The sequence below is a fragment of the Clostridium estertheticum genome (assembly GCF_026650985.1).
GTDB lineage: Bacteria > Bacillota > Clostridia > Clostridiales > Clostridiaceae > Clostridium_AD > Clostridium_AD estertheticum_C.
The window spans coordinates 3,032,821-3,052,865 of the sequence record NZ_CP086239.1 but is presented as its reverse complement, the minus strand read 5'-3'; the positions used below and the strand labels follow the sequence as shown (position 1 = coordinate 3,052,865).

The 20,045-nt window shown below is 29.6% G+C and carries 24 protein-coding genes; 14 read left to right on the top strand and 10 right to left on the bottom strand.

Annotation, left to right across the window (positions count from 1 at the left end):
• The first annotated feature begins 35 nt into the window (after window positions 1-35).
• Complete coding sequence (locus tag LL038_RS14635; protein ID WP_216124734.1) at window positions 36-962, top strand: hypothetical protein; 927 nt, start codon at window positions 36-38, stop codon at window positions 960-962.
• A gap of 95 nt (window positions 963-1,057) precedes the next feature.
• Here the strand turns inward: LL038_RS14635 and LL038_RS14630 are convergent, their stop codons facing one another.
• Both LL038_RS14630 and LL038_RS14625 read right to left on the bottom strand, forming a co-directional pair.
• Entirely contained in the window at window positions 1,058-1,264 is a 207-nt protein-coding gene (locus tag LL038_RS14630; protein WP_216124733.1) for a helix-turn-helix transcriptional regulator, read from the bottom strand.
• 2 nt (window positions 1,265-1,266) lie between these two features.
• The gene (locus LL038_RS14625; protein ID WP_216124732.1) at window positions 1,267-1,587 is read right to left on the bottom strand and encodes a DUF6442 family protein; all 321 of its coding nucleotides are present in this window, start codon (window positions 1,585-1,587) and stop codon (window positions 1,267-1,269) included.
• A 202-nt stretch (window positions 1,588-1,789) separates the two neighbouring features.
• Between LL038_RS14625 and LL038_RS14620 the strand changes: the two genes are divergently transcribed.
• On the top strand, window positions 1,790-1,942 hold the full coding sequence (locus LL038_RS14620; RefSeq protein WP_216124731.1) for a hypothetical protein: 153 nt from the start codon (window positions 1,790-1,792) through the stop codon (window positions 1,940-1,942).
• Between the two features lie 126 nt (window positions 1,943-2,068).
• Window positions 2,069-2,467 carry a hypothetical protein gene (locus LL038_RS14615; RefSeq protein WP_216124729.1) on the top strand — a complete coding sequence of 133 codons (399 nt, stop codon included), beginning with the start codon at window positions 2,069-2,071 and terminating at the stop codon, window positions 2,465-2,467.
• Window positions 2,468-2,600: 133 nt separating this feature from the next.
• On the opposite strand, the gene LL038_RS14610 is transcribed toward LL038_RS14615, so the two are convergent.
• Together LL038_RS14610 and LL038_RS14605 are read right to left on the bottom strand one after the other, a co-directional pair.
• The gene (locus LL038_RS14610) at window positions 2,601-3,113 is read right to left on the bottom strand and encodes a hypothetical protein (RefSeq protein ID WP_216124728.1); all 513 of its coding nucleotides are present in this window, start codon (window positions 3,111-3,113) and stop codon (window positions 2,601-2,603) included.
• Between the two features lie 275 nt (window positions 3,114-3,388).
• Window positions 3,389-3,574 carry a hypothetical protein gene (locus tag LL038_RS14605; RefSeq protein ID WP_216124727.1) on the bottom strand — a complete coding sequence of 62 codons (186 nt, stop codon included), beginning with the start codon at window positions 3,572-3,574 and terminating at the stop codon, window positions 3,389-3,391.
• A 426-nt stretch (window positions 3,575-4,000) separates the two neighbouring features.
• On the opposite strand from LL038_RS14605, the gene LL038_RS14600 reads away from it, so the two are divergent.
• Window positions 4,001-5,170: a hypothetical protein gene (locus LL038_RS14600; protein ID WP_216124726.1), complete on the top strand. Its 1,170-nt coding sequence runs from the start codon at window positions 4,001-4,003 to the stop codon at window positions 5,168-5,170.
• Window positions 5,171-5,525: 355 nt separating this feature from the next.
• Here the strand turns inward: LL038_RS14600 and LL038_RS14595 are convergent, their stop codons facing one another.
• A complete protein-coding gene (locus LL038_RS14595) occupies window positions 5,526-7,376 on the bottom strand; it encodes an ABC transporter ATP-binding protein (protein ID WP_309245081.1) in 1,851 nt (616 codons plus the stop codon).
• Window positions 7,377-7,513: 137 nt separating this feature from the next.
• Window positions 7,514-8,839: an FAD-binding oxidoreductase gene (locus tag LL038_RS14590; RefSeq protein ID WP_216124725.1), complete on the bottom strand. Its 1,326-nt coding sequence runs from the start codon at window positions 8,837-8,839 to the stop codon at window positions 7,514-7,516.
• Between the two features lie 381 nt (window positions 8,840-9,220).
• On the opposite strand from LL038_RS14590, the gene LL038_RS14585 reads away from it, so the two are divergent.
• The 4 genes from LL038_RS14585 (at window position 9,221) to LL038_RS14565 (ending at window position 12,659) form a co-directional block, all read left to right on the top strand.
• The gene (locus LL038_RS14585; protein WP_216124724.1) at window positions 9,221-10,630 is read left to right on the top strand and encodes a L,D-transpeptidase family protein; all 1,410 of its coding nucleotides are present in this window, start codon (window positions 9,221-9,223) and stop codon (window positions 10,628-10,630) included.
• Window positions 10,631-10,885: 255 nt separating this feature from the next.
• Window positions 10,886-11,197 carry a methyl-accepting chemotaxis protein gene (locus LL038_RS14580; protein WP_309245087.1) on the top strand — a complete coding sequence of 104 codons (312 nt, stop codon included), beginning with the start codon at window positions 10,886-10,888 and terminating at the stop codon, window positions 11,195-11,197.
• A 357-nt stretch (window positions 11,198-11,554) separates the two neighbouring features.
• Complete coding sequence (locus LL038_RS14575; protein WP_216124722.1) at window positions 11,555-12,151, top strand: hypothetical protein; 597 nt, start codon at window positions 11,555-11,557, stop codon at window positions 12,149-12,151.
• A 358-nt stretch (window positions 12,152-12,509) separates the two neighbouring features.
• Complete coding sequence (locus LL038_RS14565) at window positions 12,510-12,659, top strand: hypothetical protein (RefSeq protein WP_216124721.1); 150 nt, start codon at window positions 12,510-12,512, stop codon at window positions 12,657-12,659.
• Window positions 12,660-12,709: 50 nt separating this feature from the next.
• On the opposite strand, the gene LL038_RS14560 is transcribed toward LL038_RS14565, so the two are convergent.
• Entirely contained in the window at window positions 12,710-13,183 is a 474-nt protein-coding gene (locus LL038_RS14560; RefSeq protein WP_216124720.1) for a hypothetical protein, read from the bottom strand.
• 280 nt (window positions 13,184-13,463) lie between these two features.
• Between LL038_RS14560 and LL038_RS14555 the strand changes: the two genes are divergently transcribed.
• From LL038_RS14555 to LL038_RS14540, 4 genes are all read left to right on the top strand, one after another.
• A complete protein-coding gene (locus tag LL038_RS14555; RefSeq protein ID WP_268055879.1) occupies window positions 13,464-14,153 on the top strand; it encodes a DUF1287 domain-containing protein in 690 nt (229 codons plus the stop codon).
• Window positions 14,154-14,261: 108 nt separating this feature from the next.
• The gene (locus LL038_RS14550) at window positions 14,262-14,570 is read left to right on the top strand and encodes a hypothetical protein (RefSeq protein WP_216128229.1); all 309 of its coding nucleotides are present in this window, start codon (window positions 14,262-14,264) and stop codon (window positions 14,568-14,570) included.
• 229 nt (window positions 14,571-14,799) lie between these two features.
• Window positions 14,800-15,561: a hypothetical protein gene (locus tag LL038_RS14545; RefSeq protein ID WP_268055878.1), complete on the top strand. Its 762-nt coding sequence runs from the start codon at window positions 14,800-14,802 to the stop codon at window positions 15,559-15,561.
• 207 nt (window positions 15,562-15,768) lie between these two features.
• Window positions 15,769-16,548 (top strand): hypothetical protein, encoded by a 780-nt coding sequence (locus tag LL038_RS14540; protein WP_268055877.1) that lies wholly within the window; start codon window positions 15,769-15,771, stop codon window positions 16,546-16,548.
• A gap of 320 nt (window positions 16,549-16,868) precedes the next feature.
• On the opposite strand, the gene LL038_RS14535 is transcribed toward LL038_RS14540, so the two are convergent.
• Window positions 16,869-17,051, bottom strand: a complete 183-nt coding sequence (locus LL038_RS14535; RefSeq protein ID WP_216127872.1) for a hypothetical protein — start codon at window positions 17,049-17,051, stop codon at window positions 16,869-16,871.
• Window positions 17,052-17,243: 192 nt separating this feature from the next.
• Here LL038_RS14535 and LL038_RS14530 point away from each other — a divergent pair, with 192 nt between their 5' ends.
• Both LL038_RS14530 and LL038_RS14525 read left to right on the top strand, forming a co-directional pair.
• Window positions 17,244-17,384: a hypothetical protein gene (locus LL038_RS14530; RefSeq protein ID WP_216174192.1), complete on the top strand. Its 141-nt coding sequence runs from the start codon at window positions 17,244-17,246 to the stop codon at window positions 17,382-17,384.
• Window positions 17,368-17,778 carry a hypothetical protein gene (locus tag LL038_RS14525; protein ID WP_216127876.1) on the top strand — a complete coding sequence of 137 codons (411 nt, stop codon included), beginning with the start codon at window positions 17,368-17,370 and terminating at the stop codon, window positions 17,776-17,778. The genes LL038_RS14530 and LL038_RS14525 overlap by 17 nt, the downstream gene beginning before the upstream one ends.
• Window positions 17,779-18,075: 297 nt before the next feature.
• On the opposite strand, the gene LL038_RS14520 is transcribed toward LL038_RS14525, so the two are convergent.
• Together LL038_RS14520 and LL038_RS14515 are read right to left on the bottom strand one after the other, a co-directional pair.
• Entirely contained in the window at window positions 18,076-19,254 is a 1,179-nt protein-coding gene (locus tag LL038_RS14520; protein WP_253200143.1) for an MFS transporter, read from the bottom strand.
• Between the two features lie 149 nt (window positions 19,255-19,403).
• Complete coding sequence (locus LL038_RS14515) at window positions 19,404-19,952, bottom strand: 2'-5' RNA ligase family protein (RefSeq protein WP_216127880.1); 549 nt, start codon at window positions 19,950-19,952, stop codon at window positions 19,404-19,406.
• Between the last annotated feature and the right edge of the window lie 93 nt (window positions 19,953-20,045).

Here is a 20,045-nt window from a genome sequence, read left to right as displayed (position 1 = left end):
ATACATAAGATTAAAAAAAATAGGGGGTTATATTAATGAAAAAAGTATTAATAACTATTTTAATCGGATTACTTATTTTCCCTACTAATCTTGTTAGTGCAGTAGGTGCAAATAACGACAAGGAAAGAGCTAGTGGTTTAAGTCGTAGCATTGAAGAAAAGACAGGTGTGTCAGATATTATTAAGTCAAAACTGAATGAAGATCTTTATACTGACAATACAAAGATTAATTTGCCTAGTAATGGAACTGATCATGTAAGAGTTTCTGATTTAGAAAACAAAACAAACTCATTTGAAATGTTATTACCAAAAGAAGCGAACAATACTAATTCTACAATAAGTGCCAATGGTACAATTATATATAATAATGAGGGAAATAGTAATGCAAACGTTGCATTACAACCTACCAACGATGGATTTAGAAGTTTAGTTATTATTAATAATCTAAGTGCTAGCAAAGATTATACTTTTGAATTTATTCTTCCAAAAGGCAGCAGATTAATAACTGCAAAAGAATACTTGGGATCTGAATGCGATACGAAAGAAGTTTTTGTAGTAAATAAAGATAATGTTATTACTAGTCTAATTTCTCCTCCATGGGCTAAAGACGCAAATGGAAGTAATGTACCTACTTATTACAGGGTTGAAGGCAATAAAGTAATTCAAGTAGTAGAGTTCACTAAAAATAATGTTTTCCCTATAGTTGCTAATCCTAGTGCGTGGAAAATAACGAAATGTATAGGTGCTATAGGTGCAATGGGAATAACACTTGCAGTTCCTATAGCTAAAATAGCTAAAATAAGGAAATTTATAAAGGTAATAGGTAGTGTTAAAGAGGCTGCTATGTTATTAACAGGTGCAACATCTGCGGCAGAAAAGTCTGGAGCTGTTAGAGCCGCTTTAAAGAATCTAGTATATGAAATATCCGGTATAGCCGGTGTAATATCTCAATGGAGATTTTAAATAGAGAGTATCTTTTATTACGAAAGAATTTGAATATCTAAACATTATACCGATAGTATGGTTTTTTGTTTTATGCAATATAATTAGAATGTCGCTTAATCAAAGTAAAATAACTCTTCAAACTTCATATCCAATGAAATGCAAAGGATAAGTGCAAGTTTCGCAGTTGGACAAAATTGTCCAGTTTCAATTGAACTTATTGTTTGCCGAGAAACTCCAATCATTTCAGCTAAACCATCTTGAGTTAGCTTTTTTTCTGCTCTTGCAACTCTTAGTTTGTTTTTCAAAGTTAATTTTTCCATATTTAGTTAGCTCCATTAATAAAGAAATCTAATAAGAATATAATTGAGACGCATAGCAGTGTAATTCCAAAAAATAAATATAACTTTCCTTCTGTTTTATTTTTATACTTATAAAGAAAAGTAATTGCAGGTTGAATAAAAATAATTCCAAACAAATCATTAAAAGGCATTTTATGATACATCTTCCAAAACATAACTAATGCTATTATGAAAGTTGCTATTTGTGCTGCATCTTTTTCTGATTTTATTGTAACTTGTTTACTCCTTTCATCTTCCCATAAATTTTCATGTTTGCTTTTTTTAAAAATTTCTTCTTTGTTCATAATTAACAAACTCCTTTTACTATCTATGCGTATAGTATACCATTATTCTAACTTTTCGACAAGTACACTTGTCAAAAAACACATTATCATACAACATCAGTATTTATGGTACACTTAATTTGCAATTAGTTCTAATTTTATAGGTCTTGATGATCACTAGGTTGAAAGTATAAATGGCGGGTCAAATTTCTTCCAAGTTGGTTTGGGTGTTGTAGGAACTGGAATCGCAGTAGCAGATTTAATTGGTGCACCAGAAAGTACTCTTCCTGTAACGGCCGCTTACTATTACGGTATAGGAATAGCAGGGAACACTATTTATAATGGTGTAAAACAACCAATATATTACAAGAATTAAATCAAGTTATTTAAATTAGATTTGTGTATTAAAATATAAAGATTTATACTATATAGTATGAAATTGGCCTTGAATAATGTAATAAAGCTATAAAAATATAACATTATGTATTAGGAGTGTGTGTATATGATAAAAAAAACAGTCCCCTTAATTTTCAAATTATCCTTAATTACAATTGTATTCAATATTTTATTAATTATAGACTTTGTTATTAAGAACTATGCAGGTAATAATGATTTTAGTTCTTTAGTACTAGTCCTTACTTTAGCTTCTGCACAACTAATATTTCTTTGTCGTTCAGTTTATAAAAATAATGTTACAAATGGTGAAAAAAGTATCAAAAAATTAACTAATGTAATCTTATTTATTAATTGGTTAGACTTGATGTTTGTAGTTTTTGCTTTTATAGAAGGTATAAATGCACAGCAAAATCCCTTTACTAATATCAATGTGATTATTCCATGGACAATCATTACCTTGGTAGTTATTTCAATAAGATATATTCACTTTAAGCAAGTGAAATAAATAGTATTCAATTTAAAAGTACTTCAACTTTAAACGTTTAAACTGTTTAAAAAAATTAAAGTCTAGCAATTACGCTAGGCTTTAATTTTTTTACAAACTAATGTAATTTGCACATCATATGTATCTTAATATATTATTTGCAATTATTTGAATTTGAATTTGAATTTGAATTTGTATTTGAATTTTGTGATTGTGTCATAGTATTTAATTGTTGTTGAGCTTGATCTATGATTTGACTCATTTGACTAAATCCTTGGTTACAAGTTATTTGTTGGTCAGCTTGATTTAATGCATCCATAGCATTCTTAATAGAACCTTTCAATTGATCTTGAGCTTGTTGTTGTTGCTGCTGAGCTTGTTGCCTAAGGCTTTGAATTTGATTCATTAACTGTGAAGCTGTTTGTTCACTTTGTTGATTTTGGCTTTGTTGACTTTCAGTAGAATTTGAGCCACTAGTTGTTTTAAGCTGATTTAATGTAGAATTAATAGTGTTTATTTGGCTTTTAAGATCGCCTAATTCTTGACCAAGTTCTACATCCACATCCACATCGGATTTCCATCCTTTTAATATATTTTTTTCTGCTTCATCCAAATTTCCACAATTAATTTTGTTGTCTTTAGATATTTTTTTATCTTCTATGTTCATGTAATATCACTCCTCTATTTTTTTATATCAACACTATATTATCCGATTTCAAGTATTTTTATACTTACAAATTAACTGTAAATAGAGGGATATGATTTTTGAATATTATAATAAAGTCCAATAAATAAAAGCTTTAACAGTATAGTTTAAACATTTCTACCAATTCACTTACTTCCCTTTAATTTGTAAAGCTGGATTGTATTAATTTAAAATGGAGACTGCAAAAGAATTAGGAATTAATTTTACTATGATAAAACATGTTATTTTAATTTAATCTAAGAAAAGGATTCAACCCCATACCCTTCTTTTAATAAAGTTTTAAGTCTATCTTTTTCATTACTAAATAATATAGCATCGTCTAAACACTCAATATCTTTATTATTTAATTTATATAATTCTACTCCTAGTTCAGATAATAAATTATTTTTATATATTTCAGATTTAATTTGATTTGTATTCATAAATAACTCATTCCTCCTTTATTTTTGAACATAATTATAATTTATATTTTCTCCATAAGGTTTAATTTTATCCCTAACTTAATTTTAATATATAAATTCCAACGTAAATTAAAATTAAATGTCGTAAAGCTTAATTTAACAAACTTTATAGGTATAGTTTAAATGTTATTTTGTTAAAATTAGGAACCCTCCTTATGCCTTTGCATTATTATCTAGTGGCATTAATTGTAATTTGTTTTCAAAGGGAGATAGAGTTAGTGCTTAGGTTTTTATATTTGCAAATAAAATTTAATTAAATAGTAAAGAAAGATAAATTTTATTCGATGTTAATACAAGAGTATTAATACATATAAATATAGTATTAAGTTCTAAATTAGTATAATTATAGAGTTATTTTTGATAGATATTAAAGGGGGACGTAATAATATGAACAATATTAAGAAGATTTTAGCAATGAGTTTAATAGTAGCGCAATTAAGTATACCAGCTTTAGCCGTGGATTTTACAGTACCCGAGTTTTCTATACTAATAGGATCTTCGGTTTATGAATTAGGATATGCTAATGATTCTAAAAATGCAGATGTTATAAGTGAGGCTTTAGTACATAGTGAAGGGGATATTTATATCCAAACAAGTAAAGGAACGTGGATTAGTAATTCTACTGGACTGACCGTTGCGAAAAGCCTAATAGATAATATTACAATAACAAAATTTAATGGTAAAGCTATTGAGAGTACAGATTTTGAAGATAAGGCAGCACTGTTAATGGGCTCAATAAAGTATAAAGTAAATGATGAAAGTTCTATAGCATTTATAGATTTAATACAAAGTGAGTCAAAAATAAATAATGTTAAAGCGGAAAATGCATTACTTTTAGCTAAAGGTATGTTAAATGATGATACTTTTAAGAAATCATACCTTGAGGTTAAAAGTGATAAAGCAGCTACACTGATTGATGATAATAAATATAAGGAAGCTGCAGAGGCTTATGCTACATGTGTTAAGTATGGTATAAACATTGTAAATAATACTGGGTATATTAATGCTCTAAGTAAATATGCAGATTCAGAACTTGTAAAAAAAACAAATATATATGATAAAGATCCATCTAATTATTATAGTGTGGGTGATATAGACAATGATGGAGTTCTTGAAGTGGCGGTATTTGAAAGGAATTCTTCTTCAGAGGAGTATATACCTAGTAACATCAAGTTATTTAAATATACTGATGGAGAATATAGTCTTTTTAGTACAGTACAAACTACTGCCGAATATTGTATGAGCATAAATATTTCAAAAGCTAAAGATGATATAAATGGAGTTTTTGTATCAGGTATTATTGGTATGCACAGCGGAGAGCAATCCCTCTATATAATTAAAGAGGGAGAGCTTGCTCCAGCAATAGACGATATATATTCACTTTACCCATCTGAAATTAAAGATATTGATGGAGATGGATTACTAGAGCTCTCTTCTTTAGAAAGGGATCCTAATGATCCAGATTCTAGCAATGCTGAGTGCTCTAAAGTATTAACATGGTATAAATGGGATGGTGAAAGTGGTTTAACTACAGTAGAAAGTGGAGAAACAAATTAGGTAATCTGCCGCATTAACCATTGGTATTATCTACAAGCTTATTTTATATAACACAAATATTAAAAGTAGCTAAGATTAAATCTTAACTACTTTTTTCATTTTAGAAGAGAATCTAAAATTCTAAGAGTTATTGATACAATTGTGGAAATTATAGTTAATTATAGATAAACTAGCGATTAACTATATTAGGTGAATGATAATATAAGGAGCCGGATGCCTTAATTGGGCACGTCCGGCTCTGTGAGGGGCTTGGTAAAGCAATTCACTGAGTCTACTCGACGGGGTTTTATGAGCGAAGCGAATTTGCTAATATAATCAATCTGCTAAGTATTTTAGTTTAAAATTCAGAAATCAACTATTTACTTATGTGCTGAGTTTTATAAAGTTCAGCATAGATACCGTTTTTTTTCATTAAACATTCGTGATTTCCATCTTCAATAATATTTCCACTATCAAATACAAGAATTCTATCTGCATTTCTAACTGTTGATAACCTATGAGCAATAACAAAAGTTGTTCTGCCTATAATTAGACTATCAAAAGTTTCTTGTATTTTAGATTCAGTAACACTATCAAGGGCAGAAGTTGCTTCGTCTAAAATTAGGAATGGTGGATTTTTTAGAAATATACGGGCTATGGAAATACGTTGTTTCTGTCCACCAGAAAGCATTGCACCACGTTCGCCAACAAAAGTATTAAATCCATCAGACATAGCCATAATATCATCATAAATCTCAGCCTGTTTTGCGGCTATTGCAACTTCCTTAGGAGTAGCATCAGGTCTACCGTATCTAATATTTTCGAGAATACTATCAGCAAAAAGGAATATTTCTTGTTCTACAACTCCAATATTTTTATGCAAAGATTCTTGTGTGACACTACGTATATCTACATGGTCAAGCAAAATTTTTCCTTCATCAACATCATAGAACCTGGGAATCAATTTGCATAGTGTTGATTTGCCTCCACCTGATTGACCTACGACTGCAATTGTTTCGCCAGGATCAACGTGAAGAGAAATATTGTGCAATACTCGAATACCTTTTTTATAAGAAAAGCTAATATTTTCAATATCTAATTCGCCTTTTACTCTGCCTAGTTCTATAGCATTAGGATCATTTTTCATTTCAGTTTCAGTACGCATCATATCTACAAAACGTACAAGTCCAGCTCCACCTGTTGCAAATAGTTCAGCAAAGTTTGAAAGTTTTCTAATTGGAGTTATAAAAGTAGCAATATATAAAGTAAAAGTGATTAAATCAATTTGATTCATCTGTCCTTTCATAATTAATATACCACCTACTAAGATAACTGTTGCTGGCAAAATACAAAGGAAAAATTCCATTGTAGCATTGAAATATCCCATAGTCTTATAAAATTTGGTTTTAGATGTTTTGAAAGCATCATTTGATACACTAAACTTATCAAATTCTGAATTCTCATTTGCAAATGCTTTTGCTGTTTTCATGCCTGAAAGCCCTGATTCAATATTTATATTTATAGAAGCAGTTTTTTCTTTCACTTCCAGAGAAGCTTTTGACATTTCGGAACGTCTATACCATACAACTAATAAAAATATAGGCAAGATTAAAGCAATAACCAAAGTTAATTTCCATTGAATAGTAAATAAGATACCTAGTGATCCTATTATTGTCAATGTGGATATAAAAACATCTTCAGGACCATGATGAGCAAGCTCAGTTATATCAAATAAATCTGCTGTCAATCTACTCATAAGTTGACCTGTACGGTTTTTATCAAAGTATCCATAAGACAATTCCTGCATATGTTGAAATAAATCGCTTCTTATATCTGCTTCTACTAATACACCAAAAGAGTGACCATAGTACGTTATTATATAGTAGAAAAAGGCTCTTAATGTATAAGCAATTAGCATAATCACCATAATAGTTATAAAAGTTTTATAAGCATTAATAGGTATTAGTTTATTTAGAGAATAACGAGTTATTGCTGGAAATGACAAGTCAATAACTGCAATTAAGAATGCACATGACATATCTAATATAAATAAATTCTTGTGTGGTTTAAAATATGAGAAGAATATTGAAACTAGAGATCTTTTTTGAAATTCTTTTGTATCCATTTTTAGTATTTTCCCTTCTTTTATGCGTTTTGGTTTTTCTTTCAGTATAACATATTTATGTCCTGGTAAATCTAAGTTATCATGTTTAAAATTTACAAACATCTCATCCTTATAAGGATAATAAATTGTATTTACAATTTATTCATGACCAACGGGGGTTCTAATGAGCGAGGCGAATTTGCTAGGAGTATATGAGTAAAATCCTCGACTAATTAATTAGTTGAGGATTTTATAAAATTTTATATTATTAAAGGTTTTATTGATTGTTGAAATTTAAATATATTGCAGGGATCGTATATTGTTTTTACCACTCTAAGAAGAGGATAATTTTTACCGTAGTAGGCATTTCCATAGTTTTTAAGCTCTGCATAAGGGAAATTTACATACGTTCCATTTGTTAGTGGGTTAACATATTGTAAAACCTCTGCGACCCATTCTTTATAGATTTCTGAATCATCATCCTTTTTAAAGTCCGCTGTTATCCCAATAATATATTCGGCCTTTCTATAGTAATATGCTGAGCTATTACTAGGTACTTCTTTTATTGCACCACCTAAAGAGTATAGTCTAATAAAGCAATTATATTCGCCAGGACTATTGTCCACGAACTGGACTAATTTTTTAATATTTCTTTCAGATAACGTCTTATACACAAATCTTCCGGTGGCTTTAAATCTATTTGGAGGTCCATAAAAAGAAGCAATAGCTTTTACTGCAGAAATAAAAGGTACATATTCTATTGATGAAGTTTCTAATAAACCAGGAAGCAATAGAAAATCTTTTAGAATTTTTTCTGCTTCTAATTTATCTCCATAGAAAAATCCGTTTAAATAGATGCCTTCTTTATTAAAACCAGCGAAACAGCTAATTTTTTCAGTGGCAGTTTTAAAGAAACATTGCCAAAGGTCAAAAAACTCTTCCCTAGAGGCTTCATTCCATCTAAGCTGTATAACAGTAATTTTGTCCACTTTATGAATTTTAAAGGTATAAGATATTACTACTCCGAAATTTCCTCCACCTGCGCCTCTACACGCCCAGAATAACTCTGAGTTGATGTGATCATTTGCAATTATTAGAATGCCGTGTTCATTCACTAGTTGTATTTCTAAAAGATTGTCCGTAACTAAGCCGAAATTTCTACAGGATAATCCTATTCCTCCTCCTAATACTAAGCCAGAAATACCAACTGTAGGACATGTACCACCATTGAAACCATAACCCTTATCGGCAAGTTTTGAGTATATGCTCAAAAGGTTTGCACCAGCCTGTATTACTGCAATATCATGTTTAGTATCTATATTAACTTCACTTATACAAGATATATCAATTACTAATACACCCGTACCTGTTGAATAACCTTCATAATTATGACCTCTGGTACGAACGCGGAGTTCTACGCAGTTTCTCGTGCACCATTTAATTGCATTAGATACATCTATATAATTATGACAATAAACAATGGCTAAAGGGAATTTGTTAATGTCCAGGTTGTATTCAAGTCTTAAAATAGCATATTCTTTATCGCAAGGGGTTATAACTTTACCTGTTAGTCCTTGAAAATTCAAATTATCGCTCCTTCGTCAAAATAGTATTTGACAGTATATAAATATGCTATTACATAGCATAAGGTAACAGTATATGCTAGGTTAACTTGGATAAAGAGTTTTAAGTAGCGTTTTGGACGGTTTGTCAATATGAGAGCACAGTGATAAGATACAGCGAAGCGAATTTCCTTATATAGGTTGGAAGTATGTTGCTACAACTAATTATGATATAATTAAAGTAAGAATGATACCCTATTTTGGGAAAATTTTTGTTGAAATATGGTGTTTAGCACTATAGCTTAATTTGAAGAGGCACAAAATGAAAGAGCAATTAGGTGCAACAAAAATGACAGGTGAAAATAGAGCAGAACTTAAGGCAAAATGCAGAAGAGAGGTGCAGTTATGGAAACTGAAGTACAAGAGTCAGCAATAAAACCAATAAGAAAGCGTAAGAAAATTGTTTTGGGCATTATAATTTCTATACTTATTTTGCTTATTATATACTTTGGGATGGCAATATATTTCATGAATCATTTTTATTTTGGTTCTGTAATAAATAGCATTAATGTTTCGGGTAAAAGTGTAGAGGATGTAAATAAACAAATGGCATCTGAGATTCAAACATATAAGCTAAACATAAAAGAACGTGGTGGTAAAAATGAACAGATTAGAGGAGCAGAGATTGGCTTAAAGTATGATGCGAATGCTGATTTTAAAGTGTTTAAAGATAAACAGAATCCTTATAAATGGATCTTGGCAGTTTTTAATACGAAAGATTCTAAAATGATAGCAAAAGTTAAATATGATGAAGATTTATTAAAAGAAAAATTGGGCAGGCTCTCTTGTTTTGATAGTAGTAAAGTAGTTGAACCTAAAAATGCTAGCTATAAATATACAGAGAATGGTTATGTAATTGTCGCTGAAATTATTGGAAACAAGGGAGATAAAGACATCTTATATAATTATGCCATAGATGCAGTGAGCACGGGCAAAGCAATAATAGATTTAGAGTCAATTAATTACTATGTTAAGCCAGAATATACTTCGAAATCTCTGAAGGTAGTTGCTACAAGGGACATGCTTAACAAATATGTATCTTCAAAGATTACATATACTTTTGGGAAAGATAAGGAGATTTTAGATGGGACTACAATAAATAAGTGGTTTACAGTTGATGAGAATAATGAAATAACATTTAATGAAAAGTACGTTGAAAGCTATATGGACGTACTTGCTAGTAAATATAATACAGTTGCTAAGACGAGAAATTTTGTTTCATCATCAGGGAAGAAAATTAACATTGGTGGTGGTAGTTATGGCTGGTCAATTAATAAGGTTAAAGAAACTAAAGATTTAATTTCAATGATAAAGCAAGGGAAGTCTATAGAAAGAGAACCAGCATATTATCAAACCGCATTAGCTCGGGGTAATGATGATATTGGAAATACCTATGTAGAAATAGATCTTACAGGGCAACACTTATGGTTTTATAAAAACGGAAAACTAATAACACAAGGGGATGTTGTCACAGGTAATGCTGGATCTGATAAGACTAGAACACCAAGTGGGATTTATAAGATCGATTATAAAGAAACAAATGCAACTCTTGTAGGTGAAAACTACGCTTCTCCTGTGAAGTTTTGGATGCCTTTTAACAAAGGAATAGGTATTCATGATGCAAGTTGGCGAAGTAATTTTGGGGGAGCGTTGTATAAGACAGGTGGATCCCATGGTTGTGTAAATTCACCATATGAGGTAGCAAAAACAATATTTAATAATATAGAGGTAGGCACTCCAGTTGTTTGTTATTAGTTTTAAATGCAGCTAGTAGTATCTTGTTTTATTATCAAAATATTTGAGAAGTACTTTTACTAATTTTGAATGTAACACAATTGTGTTACATTCATTTTGGGGCTATTGTCTATTCCTCTACAAGGTTTGTTTTAATATATTCAACAGCATTGTTACCTGCCAGTCTACCACTATTTACGGCAAATCCTAGAGTACTGCATCTGATGCTGGACAGAAAATTAAGGATACTGGTTCTATTTTATCTGCAATTGAAATATTGCCTCACAATCGAATTTATTAGCATTAAATGCTGCCATTGAAGCTGCAAGAGCAGGTGATGCAGGTAGAGGCTTTGGTGTAGTTGCAAGTGAAATAAAGAAGTTGTCTCAGTTAAGTAGTGAATCAGCAAAAAAGGTATTTAAAACTCTACTTGAAATACAAAAATCCATAATAAAGATTACAGATGTAATTAATAGTTCAAGTTTAATTGCTGACTCCCAAGCAGCCGCAACGCAAGAGATAACCGCAACTTTAGAGGAAATAACTGCATCTGCTGAAATATTAGCAAAGATATCAAAAATGGAATAATATTTTAGTTTGTTTATTATTACATTTTATTTCTTAATCATTTATTCGTTCAATGCATTTTCGTCTTTTTTGTGAAATAATTGACATAGGTATTACTATGATTATTGGTCCAAAACAAATAACCATAGTAGGCCAACAATTTATGAATAGCAATACAATACCTAATAATATATAATAAAATCCAAGAACATAAAATGGAAGTCTGGAATATTTAACATAATTTCTTTCATCAATCACTCTATATTTTTCTGTTTTAGGCATTATAATTTTTAGAGATTGATATTTACCACCTAGTAAATTATATACTGTATAATTAAACAAGGACATAACAGTAAAAAATAAATAGGAAGTGACTTTATGGTTAAAAAGAAAGTTGCATTAATTAAAATAGGGGGAATAATACTCGTTGTTATAATAGCCGCCTTTATTTATTCTTTGAGTATAAGAAGTGAGTTTACAAAATATCTGGATACAAAATATCCTAAACTGTCATTCAAAGTAGGTCTTACAAAAAATAATATTTTATACGGTAACTATTATTCAGATGTGACTTGCTTAAATGATGGAACATATTTTGTTATTTCTAAAGATAAGGAAAACATCTCCGAAGATTATATTCAATACAAAAGTGTAATGCAATATAACTCCAAGATTAAAAGTGCATTTAAGGGTAGAGCTATTCAGAAACACATAAAAAGTGTAACGGGAAGCGGTGCAATACCGTTTAAAAATAATGCTTCATACATACAAATAAATATAGACCTGATTAATGGTGTAGACCAGATTTCGGACGCGAAAGATGTGCTAAAAATTTTAAAAGAGAAAAATATAGTTACGAATAGTGTAATATTCTCATATGAAAAAGATAAGAGTTACTATGAATTATGGTTACCTTCAAATGGTTACAATTTAACAAGAAAACAAATTGAATCCAAAATTATAAAAATAAGATAGTATATTATAAGCATATGAACTTAAAAAAGTAATGCTAGTTCATAGATAAGGGATTATTTGCTGGGATATAATGAAAAATTTGTTTTAGCTTTATTTTTCATTATATAGGAAACAGCTTGCGGAAACCGCTGTGGATAACATTCTAGTCGAAAAATAGATAAAAAAATTAGATAAATATGAGATGATTAAATCATGAAAAAAATAAGATTACTATAAAACGAATATTCGAAGATAATTATCCAGAGTTTTGGAAATTGAATAAAGAGAAATATCCTCGAAAGATGAGAGAGCATGTGAATATCGAAGTAATGAAAATGATAGGATGTGGAGATATTTCATTAGGCTTTGTTGCGTACATATGTTTAAAATGTCAGTAGCTGGTAATAGTGCAAGTGCAAGAATTGAAGGATATAATTGCCCACCTAGAATATCATATGTGAATACAAATGGAAACCCTACTGGTCAAGTTGTCAATGATAATAACAGATATGGAGCTAGTCCTTATTAGAAAGTTTAAAACAATAAATCTGGATTAAAAATCCAGATTTATTGTTTTAATTACCTAAAAAATTTAACTTCACCAGTATTGGATATAGTACCTTTATCAACTAAACCCTTACCACCATTTTTAATTGCATCATAATTTTTTATTGTAAAGTAATTAATTTGACTGTTTTCATTAAAGTTTTGTAATTCAACTAATATACCATTATCAAGTTTATTATCATCATTACACAAAAAACCATTGCTATCATTAACTTTTTTAAGGTTATTATAATTATCTTGTGAAGCTTTTACAGGAATAAAATATTTAGGAAGCTGTTGATTAAGTAATTCATTTTTTAATATTAGTGATACAGCATCCTTTTTTGTTAATAATTTATTTTCTTCAATAACTTTATTTGGTTGTTCAATATTATTTTTATTACTAGCAGTAACTTTATTTGATTTGTGCTTAAAAAAACATGTCATAACTATACAGAACGCAACAACTATCAATGTAATGAGAATTAAATATTTTTTTTCATACAAAATCTCCTTAAAATGCAAATTTTAAAAATTATGGCAAGTAAATGAATCTATTTTTATTATGCCTTTAAACGCTAACAAAATCAATACCATATATTTCAATATGTTTACTACTTGTTTGTATCGATTAATGTCTGTATATTTGGGTTAAATCTCTCGGCTTTCAGCTGAATTCTTAAAGTTAAGTTTTTACTAAAAGGTCGTAAAAATGGTATAATTTATTTAAGGGTTATGTCTAGTTTATGGATAGTTCGTAATAAATCTTAAATGGGGAAGGGATATAGTGAAGAAAAAGCTTGTTATACTTTTAATAATAGTTTCTTTAATATTAATTTTTACTTATAAATATATACCATTTAAAGCTATTATAGATGAATTTGTTTTTAATATATTTAAACCAAAATTTATTGTATCTGAAAATTTTTCTAAAGTTGATAATAACAAAAATGGAGTAGCAGATGTATTAGATATAGTTAATGGAGCTGATAAAGAGGTTCTTAATAAAACAAAATATATTAGTAATTATTATAGTGGTGGATACCCACCTGATAAAGAAGGGGTATGTACTGACGTAATTTGGAGAGGATTTAAAACTGCTAACATTAATTTAAAAGACCTTATTGATCAAGATATAAAAAGTAATATTAAACTTTATCCTAGAGTTGAAGGAAAGCCTGACCCTAATATTGATTTCAGGCGAGTGCCGAATCAAGATGTATTTTTCAGTAGATATGCGTTAAGTTTAACAACTAAAGTTAAAGCTAGAAATTCTGAAAATTTAAAAGAGTGGCAACCGGGTGATATTGTGATATTTGGGCAGGGACATGTGGGTATTATTTTTGATAAAAGAGATAAAAATGGCATTCCTTATGTTATTCATAATATCAAACCTCATGCAAGTATACTCAAGCTTTCTTATTTTACAACTCCTATACACGGTCATTATAGATGGAAATTTAAGAATAAAACGTAAAGTATAAAAATATCTTTTGTAAAATTGAAGGTTTAAGCCATATAAGAAATAAAAATTAAAGCTAAAGGAAATTTTTACTATTTTAAAATAGAGGGTGAGTGCAATTATATGGAGTTTATAGGAATAATGGCATTTATAATAGCAATTTCCAATATGGGGTTAAGCGACAAAGTTAAGAAGCTAAAAGCAGATGTCAAGAAAATCAACACATCAATAAAGGTGGAAATCGAGATGTCTAAAATACTTAAAGCGCTTGAGGGTAAAAGATGTACACTTTCAGTTATTGCAAAAGGTCCAGTAGATTGTGAAGTTATAAATGTGGATGACGAGTGGATGGAAGTAAAACAATTTTTAAAAAAAGATCAAAGTAAAATAATGATAATTAGAATTGAAAAAATAAATGATGTTGTCTATTAGTTTATTTTTCGATTTGAAGGAGGTAAAAATATGAATAAAGAATATTTAAAGGAAATTACGTGCATCTTTTGCCACCTCCAAAAATTTTTATCTTTATTTGCAAAAGAAGACTCCGTTCTCTGTAGACGGAGATGAATTTTGTTGCTAAATTATTTTTATATAACTTAATATTATAGGCTCTATTACGGCATAATATATATTAGAGATTATAAAAAAGGTGGTGAATATTTTGAGAATAGAAACTAATTCTTCTACAAGAATATATAAAAATAAGCTCAGCTTTGAAAATCTCAACAATCTATCGAATATACTGTATGTTGTTAATGAAGCTAAAATTAAAGCTTATTCAATTCTTGTTTACAATCATGAGAAAAGTCTTTCTCAGAGTATTCATTTAACTATTAAAAATATGTTTAATCTTAATACTTATTATACAAACTATGCTGTTTGTGAAGCTAAATGGAATAAATCTTCTAATGTTGAATTAAACAAAATGTACATAGATGATTTAAAGCAGAACATTAATCATAGAGAGAAATCTGCTAAGGATTTAATTAATAAAATTAAATTTTGGAGTAAGATTCACACTCATATTATCGATATATCTAAGGCTATTAAAAATAGTAAAAGCCTCCCCAAATTTAAGTATTATAGGCCATATTATTTTTACATGTCAGATGATAAGATTTTTGTTGAGGCCAATTATAAAAATAAATCAATTATATATAATATATACGATTTTGAGCATGCTCTTGTCGTAAAAAAAATTAGCAGATTAACTAATAAACTGAATATGATTAAGCGTGGTATAAGTTATCAAAAACAAAAACTTGCAAGACTTAATACAAGTGCAGTAAAATCATGTTTTGGTACTAAGAAACTATTCAAAGCTCAGCATACATTATATAAAGATCATTTTGCATGGAAAGAAGACTTCTATAAAGCTAGACATAAAACTATAGAACTTCAAGGACTTAACACAGTTACATAAGGAAATGCTTGTGTTAAATACAGCTACGAAACGAATTTACTAAGTATCCAACTGCCCTATGAAAATAAAATAGGTGCATATCATAGTTCACAATGGTTTGAAGTAGAAAATGTTGATTTTCCTTACCATAAAGACTTATTAATAGAAGCTCTAAACACTAAAAATTCCCCTGTTTCCTTACGAATCGAAGACAAAGGAGATTATTTTTTGTTTAAGCCATCTTATAAACTATTTAAAGACGAGAATCAAATTAATTATTTTATGGCAAATGGAGTTGTAGGCTATGATATAAACTACGACCATATTGCATGGAGTGAAACTGATTGCATCGGAAACCTATTAGACTTTGGCACTATACATTTTAATATAGCAAATAAAACTTCAGGGCAGATTTCAAAAATTTTAGAAAAGAGTGCCTTAGGGCTTGTTCAAATAGCCAGGGATAAAAATAAACCACTTGCTGGTGAGGATATTAAAAACATCAGTAAATCCAAACTAACTTATGGGAATACTAAACGAAATATGAAAATCAGTATGTTTGCTCATAAAAAAATCATTGAAGCAATCAGTTCCAGGGCTTTTAAAGAAAATTTAGCCGTATTTTATGTAAATCCAGCATACACTAGCCAAATGGGTAAAATAAAATATATGAAAGCTAAAGGAATATCTATTCATGTATCCGCTGCATATTGTATAGCTCGTAAAGCTCTTGGGTATAAAGAGAAAATACCTTTGATATATAGAACATTTACAAACAATTGGAGGGTACTATCCAAAGAGTTAAAGACACTTAAAATACAGTATTTATATAAAATTTCAAGCACCTTAGGATACTCGAATTTAAAAGCTTTTGTAAAAGATACTATAGTAGTTATAAATAATAATGTTTTAGTTCTAGATGGAGCCAGTGGTCCATTAACCATAGGTACTATCTACAAGCTTATTTATATAACACAAATATTAAAAGTAGTTAAGATTAATTCTTAACGACTTTTTCACACACAACATATGGGCCTTCAAATCTATTAATAATTAACCCCTGTAATAAGTTAAATGGGATATAATGTGTATAAAAGTAAGTGTATGTTAAAGATAATATTATATCATTGAAATACATTCAATGTAACAATTCAACACGATATGTTACATTGAAATTGAAATTTTTAAGGAATAGGCAATAGACCCAATGTGAAAGTAACTCAATTACCATTGAGTTACTTTCAAAATATTAATACAAGTAACCCCACATCTATAAAGATATAGGGTTGCTTGTGATGAAACAGAAAAAAATTATGTAACTTTAAATATTAATTATCTTTTTTATTTTCTAATTTATTTAAAATAATATCTATCTTTTTCTCCATTTCTTTATTTCTATTAACATAATTTTTAAACCCTTGTATTGCTTTATATATCCCTATTATAATTGCAATTATTATAGCAAAGTTAATAATTGTAAAAACAATTCTAGTAGCTCTTGCACTTCCCATACAAAGCCTCCCTTTTATATTAAATCATAAAACATTTATTTAATTATACCATAATTACCATAAATTATTTACCATTGTAATCTATACGGAAATTCAATAATAAAAGTATTGGAGATAGTCGGTAACAGCAAGAGACTTATAGGGACTACCTCAATGGTTATGAATAATTTAGAAATAGAAAGGAGAATTATTATGATTTCAAAGTATAAAAAGATAAATGTTAGAGGTATATTGTTAGGAATTGCTGTCCTCTTTACCATAGGTGCCTTAGGTATTGCACTAAACACTTCAAAAGTAATCCCAAACAATAATATTGTTGAAGCTTCAACATAAAGAAAGTAAAGAAATATCTAAAGAAAAAATAACTATAATTAATCAAAAAACTGAACAATTAAAATCTTTAGAAATTCAAAACAAAAAAATCAATCAATCTAATACAGCAAAATGGAATATAGTAATAAAGACAATGAAAGCACATCCAGAAAATTTTAACATTGCAAAACAAAAATCTATTACAGTCCAATCTGATATTATTACGGACCAAATTACGAAACTTATTTTGTTTAATCAAGCATCAGGATATGATATAAATATAGATCATACACTAAATTTACCAACTCATGAAACGATAACTTACTTAGATAAAATGATTGGAATAACTTCTTATAGAAATAAAGAGATGAAAAATATTGAAAAGCAAATGGATATATTATCAAGTCTACTTTAGTTAACAAAAGAATTGATTAGCTAAAGTTGGCATAAAAGAAAAACAAATAGATGTTATATTGATCAAATACCTAAAATTTATTTTTAATAAAGTAAGTAAATAAACAAAGAGCCTGAGTTAGTTTAAAAATACTAATTTCAGGCTCTTTTTATCTTATGTTAACAACAATTTAATTATATAGCCAAAGTTCGCTTATGTAGATAAAACACGGACTTTAACTATATGACTATCTATTCCACTCAACTTTAAATCCATATTGAGCAGTACTTCATCAACATTACAGTTTTGGTAAATTTTTTATAACTTGCGAATTGAGGAGCATAAAGCAATTGAAACCTCAACTCCCTTGCAAACAGCTGCAATCGCAAATACTGCAACTGGACTGATTAAACTCGAGATTAAACTACCTGCCATAACGCCAAGTGGCACAGCCAGCCGGGTAAACACACGTGAGAAACCAAGCACTCTTCCTAACATATTCGAAGGGACAGTTTCCTGCCGTATCGATGTTGAAAGCGTGTTCCATGCCACATTACAGATTGTAACGATACCAAACGCGATTCCTGGACCTAGCCAAAACCGGGCAACTAATGCATATAGAAAACCACATGTCCCTATAATTAAGAGTATAGGTATAATTACTCCACGTCGAAAATAGCGTTCCAAAGGAACTACGATAATACTTCCCACTAAACCACCAAATCCAAGAAATGCGTAGTTGTAACTAATTTGTGCCGCATTTAGATGGAGTGTAGAGAGGAGATAGAACATCAAAACTCCATAGGCTGCACTGTACCCAAAGTTGCCGATCATAGCCTGTAGGGAGAGAGTAAAATTCAACTTGTCGTGAATTAAAAAATGTAGTCCATCCCTCATTCCACGAAAAACCTCGCTTAGTCCCGTTTTCGCAACCGGTTTTCCCAAGGTCTGAATTCTCCATATAGCCCATAATGTCCCTGCGAAAGACACGACATCGAACCATAACGTACGGTAGCCTCCAAGAGTGGTTATCATAATACCGGCAAGAAGAGGACCAATTAAATCACCGGCTTGATTAACTAATTGATACGATGCATTTGCCTTAGTAAGGTTTTTGTTGTCTATTAATTGGGGGATAACAGCTACAACCGATATGTCAAAAAGTAATGACAACCCTGCCAAAAGAAATGATACAACGTAAAGTTGCCAAAGTTGCAAGATGCCCAGCATCTGCATGAATGGAATGAAAGCAACTAGAAGCGCTCGTGTTACATCAGCGAAGATCATCAGTCGTCGGCGATCCCAGTGATCAACGCACACTCCGATGATCGGACCAAATAACACAATCGGCAATACACTGACTGCATACATTGAACCCATAACAATAACTGAATGTGTTAGTTCATATGAAATCCATGGTATTGCAAAGGTGTAAAGTGCGTCACCTAGTCTCGAAACTAGCTGTCCACTTAGGAAAATAAGAAATTGGAGGGGCAACTGTTTAGAGTTAGGATTGCTCAATCGGTGTGGAAGTAGTCTTAAAACTGAACTATTCTCATTCTTCAATTCTTTAAAAGATTTATTATCAATTTAATCACCTCTTATTAATTTACGTCGCAGTATTTTACTTTCATGACATTTCTTGTTTAGAGTATAGGCTTTAAATCTACTTCAACCTCAATAATAGAATCTTCATTTTCATCAATAATTTCAACAGAAATCTTATCTACTATTGTGGTGAAATTTTCTTTAATAAGTTCAGTATTTTTAAATGCTATATTTAAATTCTCTTTTGAGGTAAAATCACCTATTGTCATATGAGGCATAAATGTTTCTTCGTTTAACCAAGCAGGTTTATAGTTATTTAAGATTCCTGTATATAATTTCTTACTCAGTTCCTTTATTTGTTCATTGCCTTGCTTTATATCTAAAAATAAATATCTCCCTAAAGGGTTATCAATCTTTACTATTTCCTGTAATGTCAGTCTAAAGCATCTTGTTTCATCAATCACTTTCTTTAAATGTTCATTAATTTCAATTGATGTAAAACCACTTTCAAATGTAAACACTAAAGTAATATGTGGGCTAACATGATTTGCAAGTGGATCATACTTTTTTCTTATTTCATTTATAATATTAATATTTTCAAATTGTGGAAATATCATTATGGTTCTTTTCTTGATATTAGAATTCATCTTAATTCTCCTTTTTTATAAATAATTTTTAATTCGTTATTTTCTACAATTCCGACTAACGATATATATACTATTATACCATAATTACCATAA

Excerpts from the sequence above, each read along its gene's own strand:
- LL038_RS14550 (WP_216128229.1), top strand. The coding sequence starts at position 14,262 with ATGGAGTTTATAGGAATAATGGCATTTATAATAGCAATTTCCAATATG.
- LL038_RS14595 (WP_309245081.1), bottom strand. The coding sequence starts at position 7,376 with ATGTTTGTAAATTTTAAACATGATAACTTAGATTTACCAGGACATAAA.
- LL038_RS14600 (WP_216124726.1), top strand. The coding sequence starts at position 4,001 with ATGAACAATATTAAGAAGATTTTAGCAATGAGTTTAATAGTAGCGCAA.
- LL038_RS14630 (WP_216124733.1), bottom strand. The coding sequence starts at position 1,264 with ATGGAAAAATTAACTTTGAAAAACAAACTAAGAGTTGCAAGAGCAGAA.
- LL038_RS14575 (WP_216124722.1), top strand. The coding sequence starts at position 11,555 with ATGGTTAAAAAGAAAGTTGCATTAATTAAAATAGGGGGAATAATACTC.
- LL038_RS14610 (WP_216124728.1), bottom strand. The coding sequence starts at position 3,113 with ATGAACATAGAAGATAAAAAAATATCTAAAGACAACAAAATTAATTGT.
- LL038_RS14585 (WP_216124724.1), top strand. The coding sequence starts at position 9,221 with ATGGAAACTGAAGTACAAGAGTCAGCAATAAAACCAATAAGAAAGCGT.
- LL038_RS14615 (WP_216124729.1), top strand. The coding sequence starts at position 2,069 with ATGATAAAAAAAACAGTCCCCTTAATTTTCAAATTATCCTTAATTACA.
- LL038_RS14530 (WP_216174192.1), top strand. The coding sequence starts at position 17,244 with ATGATTTCAAAGTATAAAAAGATAAATGTTAGAGGTATATTGTTAGGA.
- LL038_RS14635 (WP_216124734.1), top strand. The coding sequence starts at position 36 with ATGAAAAAAGTATTAATAACTATTTTAATCGGATTACTTATTTTCCCT.
- LL038_RS14605 (WP_216124727.1), bottom strand. The coding sequence starts at position 3,574 with ATGAATACAAATCAAATTAAATCTGAAATATATAAAAATAATTTATTA.
- LL038_RS14535 (WP_216127872.1), bottom strand. The coding sequence starts at position 17,051 with ATGGGAAGTGCAAGAGCTACTAGAATTGTTTTTACAATTATTAACTTT.
- LL038_RS14565 (WP_216124721.1), top strand. The coding sequence starts at position 12,510 with ATGTTTAAAATGTCAGTAGCTGGTAATAGTGCAAGTGCAAGAATTGAA.
- LL038_RS14625 (WP_216124732.1), bottom strand. The coding sequence starts at position 1,587 with ATGAACAAAGAAGAAATTTTTAAAAAAAGCAAACATGAAAATTTATGG.
- LL038_RS14515 (WP_216127880.1), bottom strand. The coding sequence starts at position 19,952 with ATGAATTCTAATATCAAGAAAAGAACCATAATGATATTTCCACAATTT.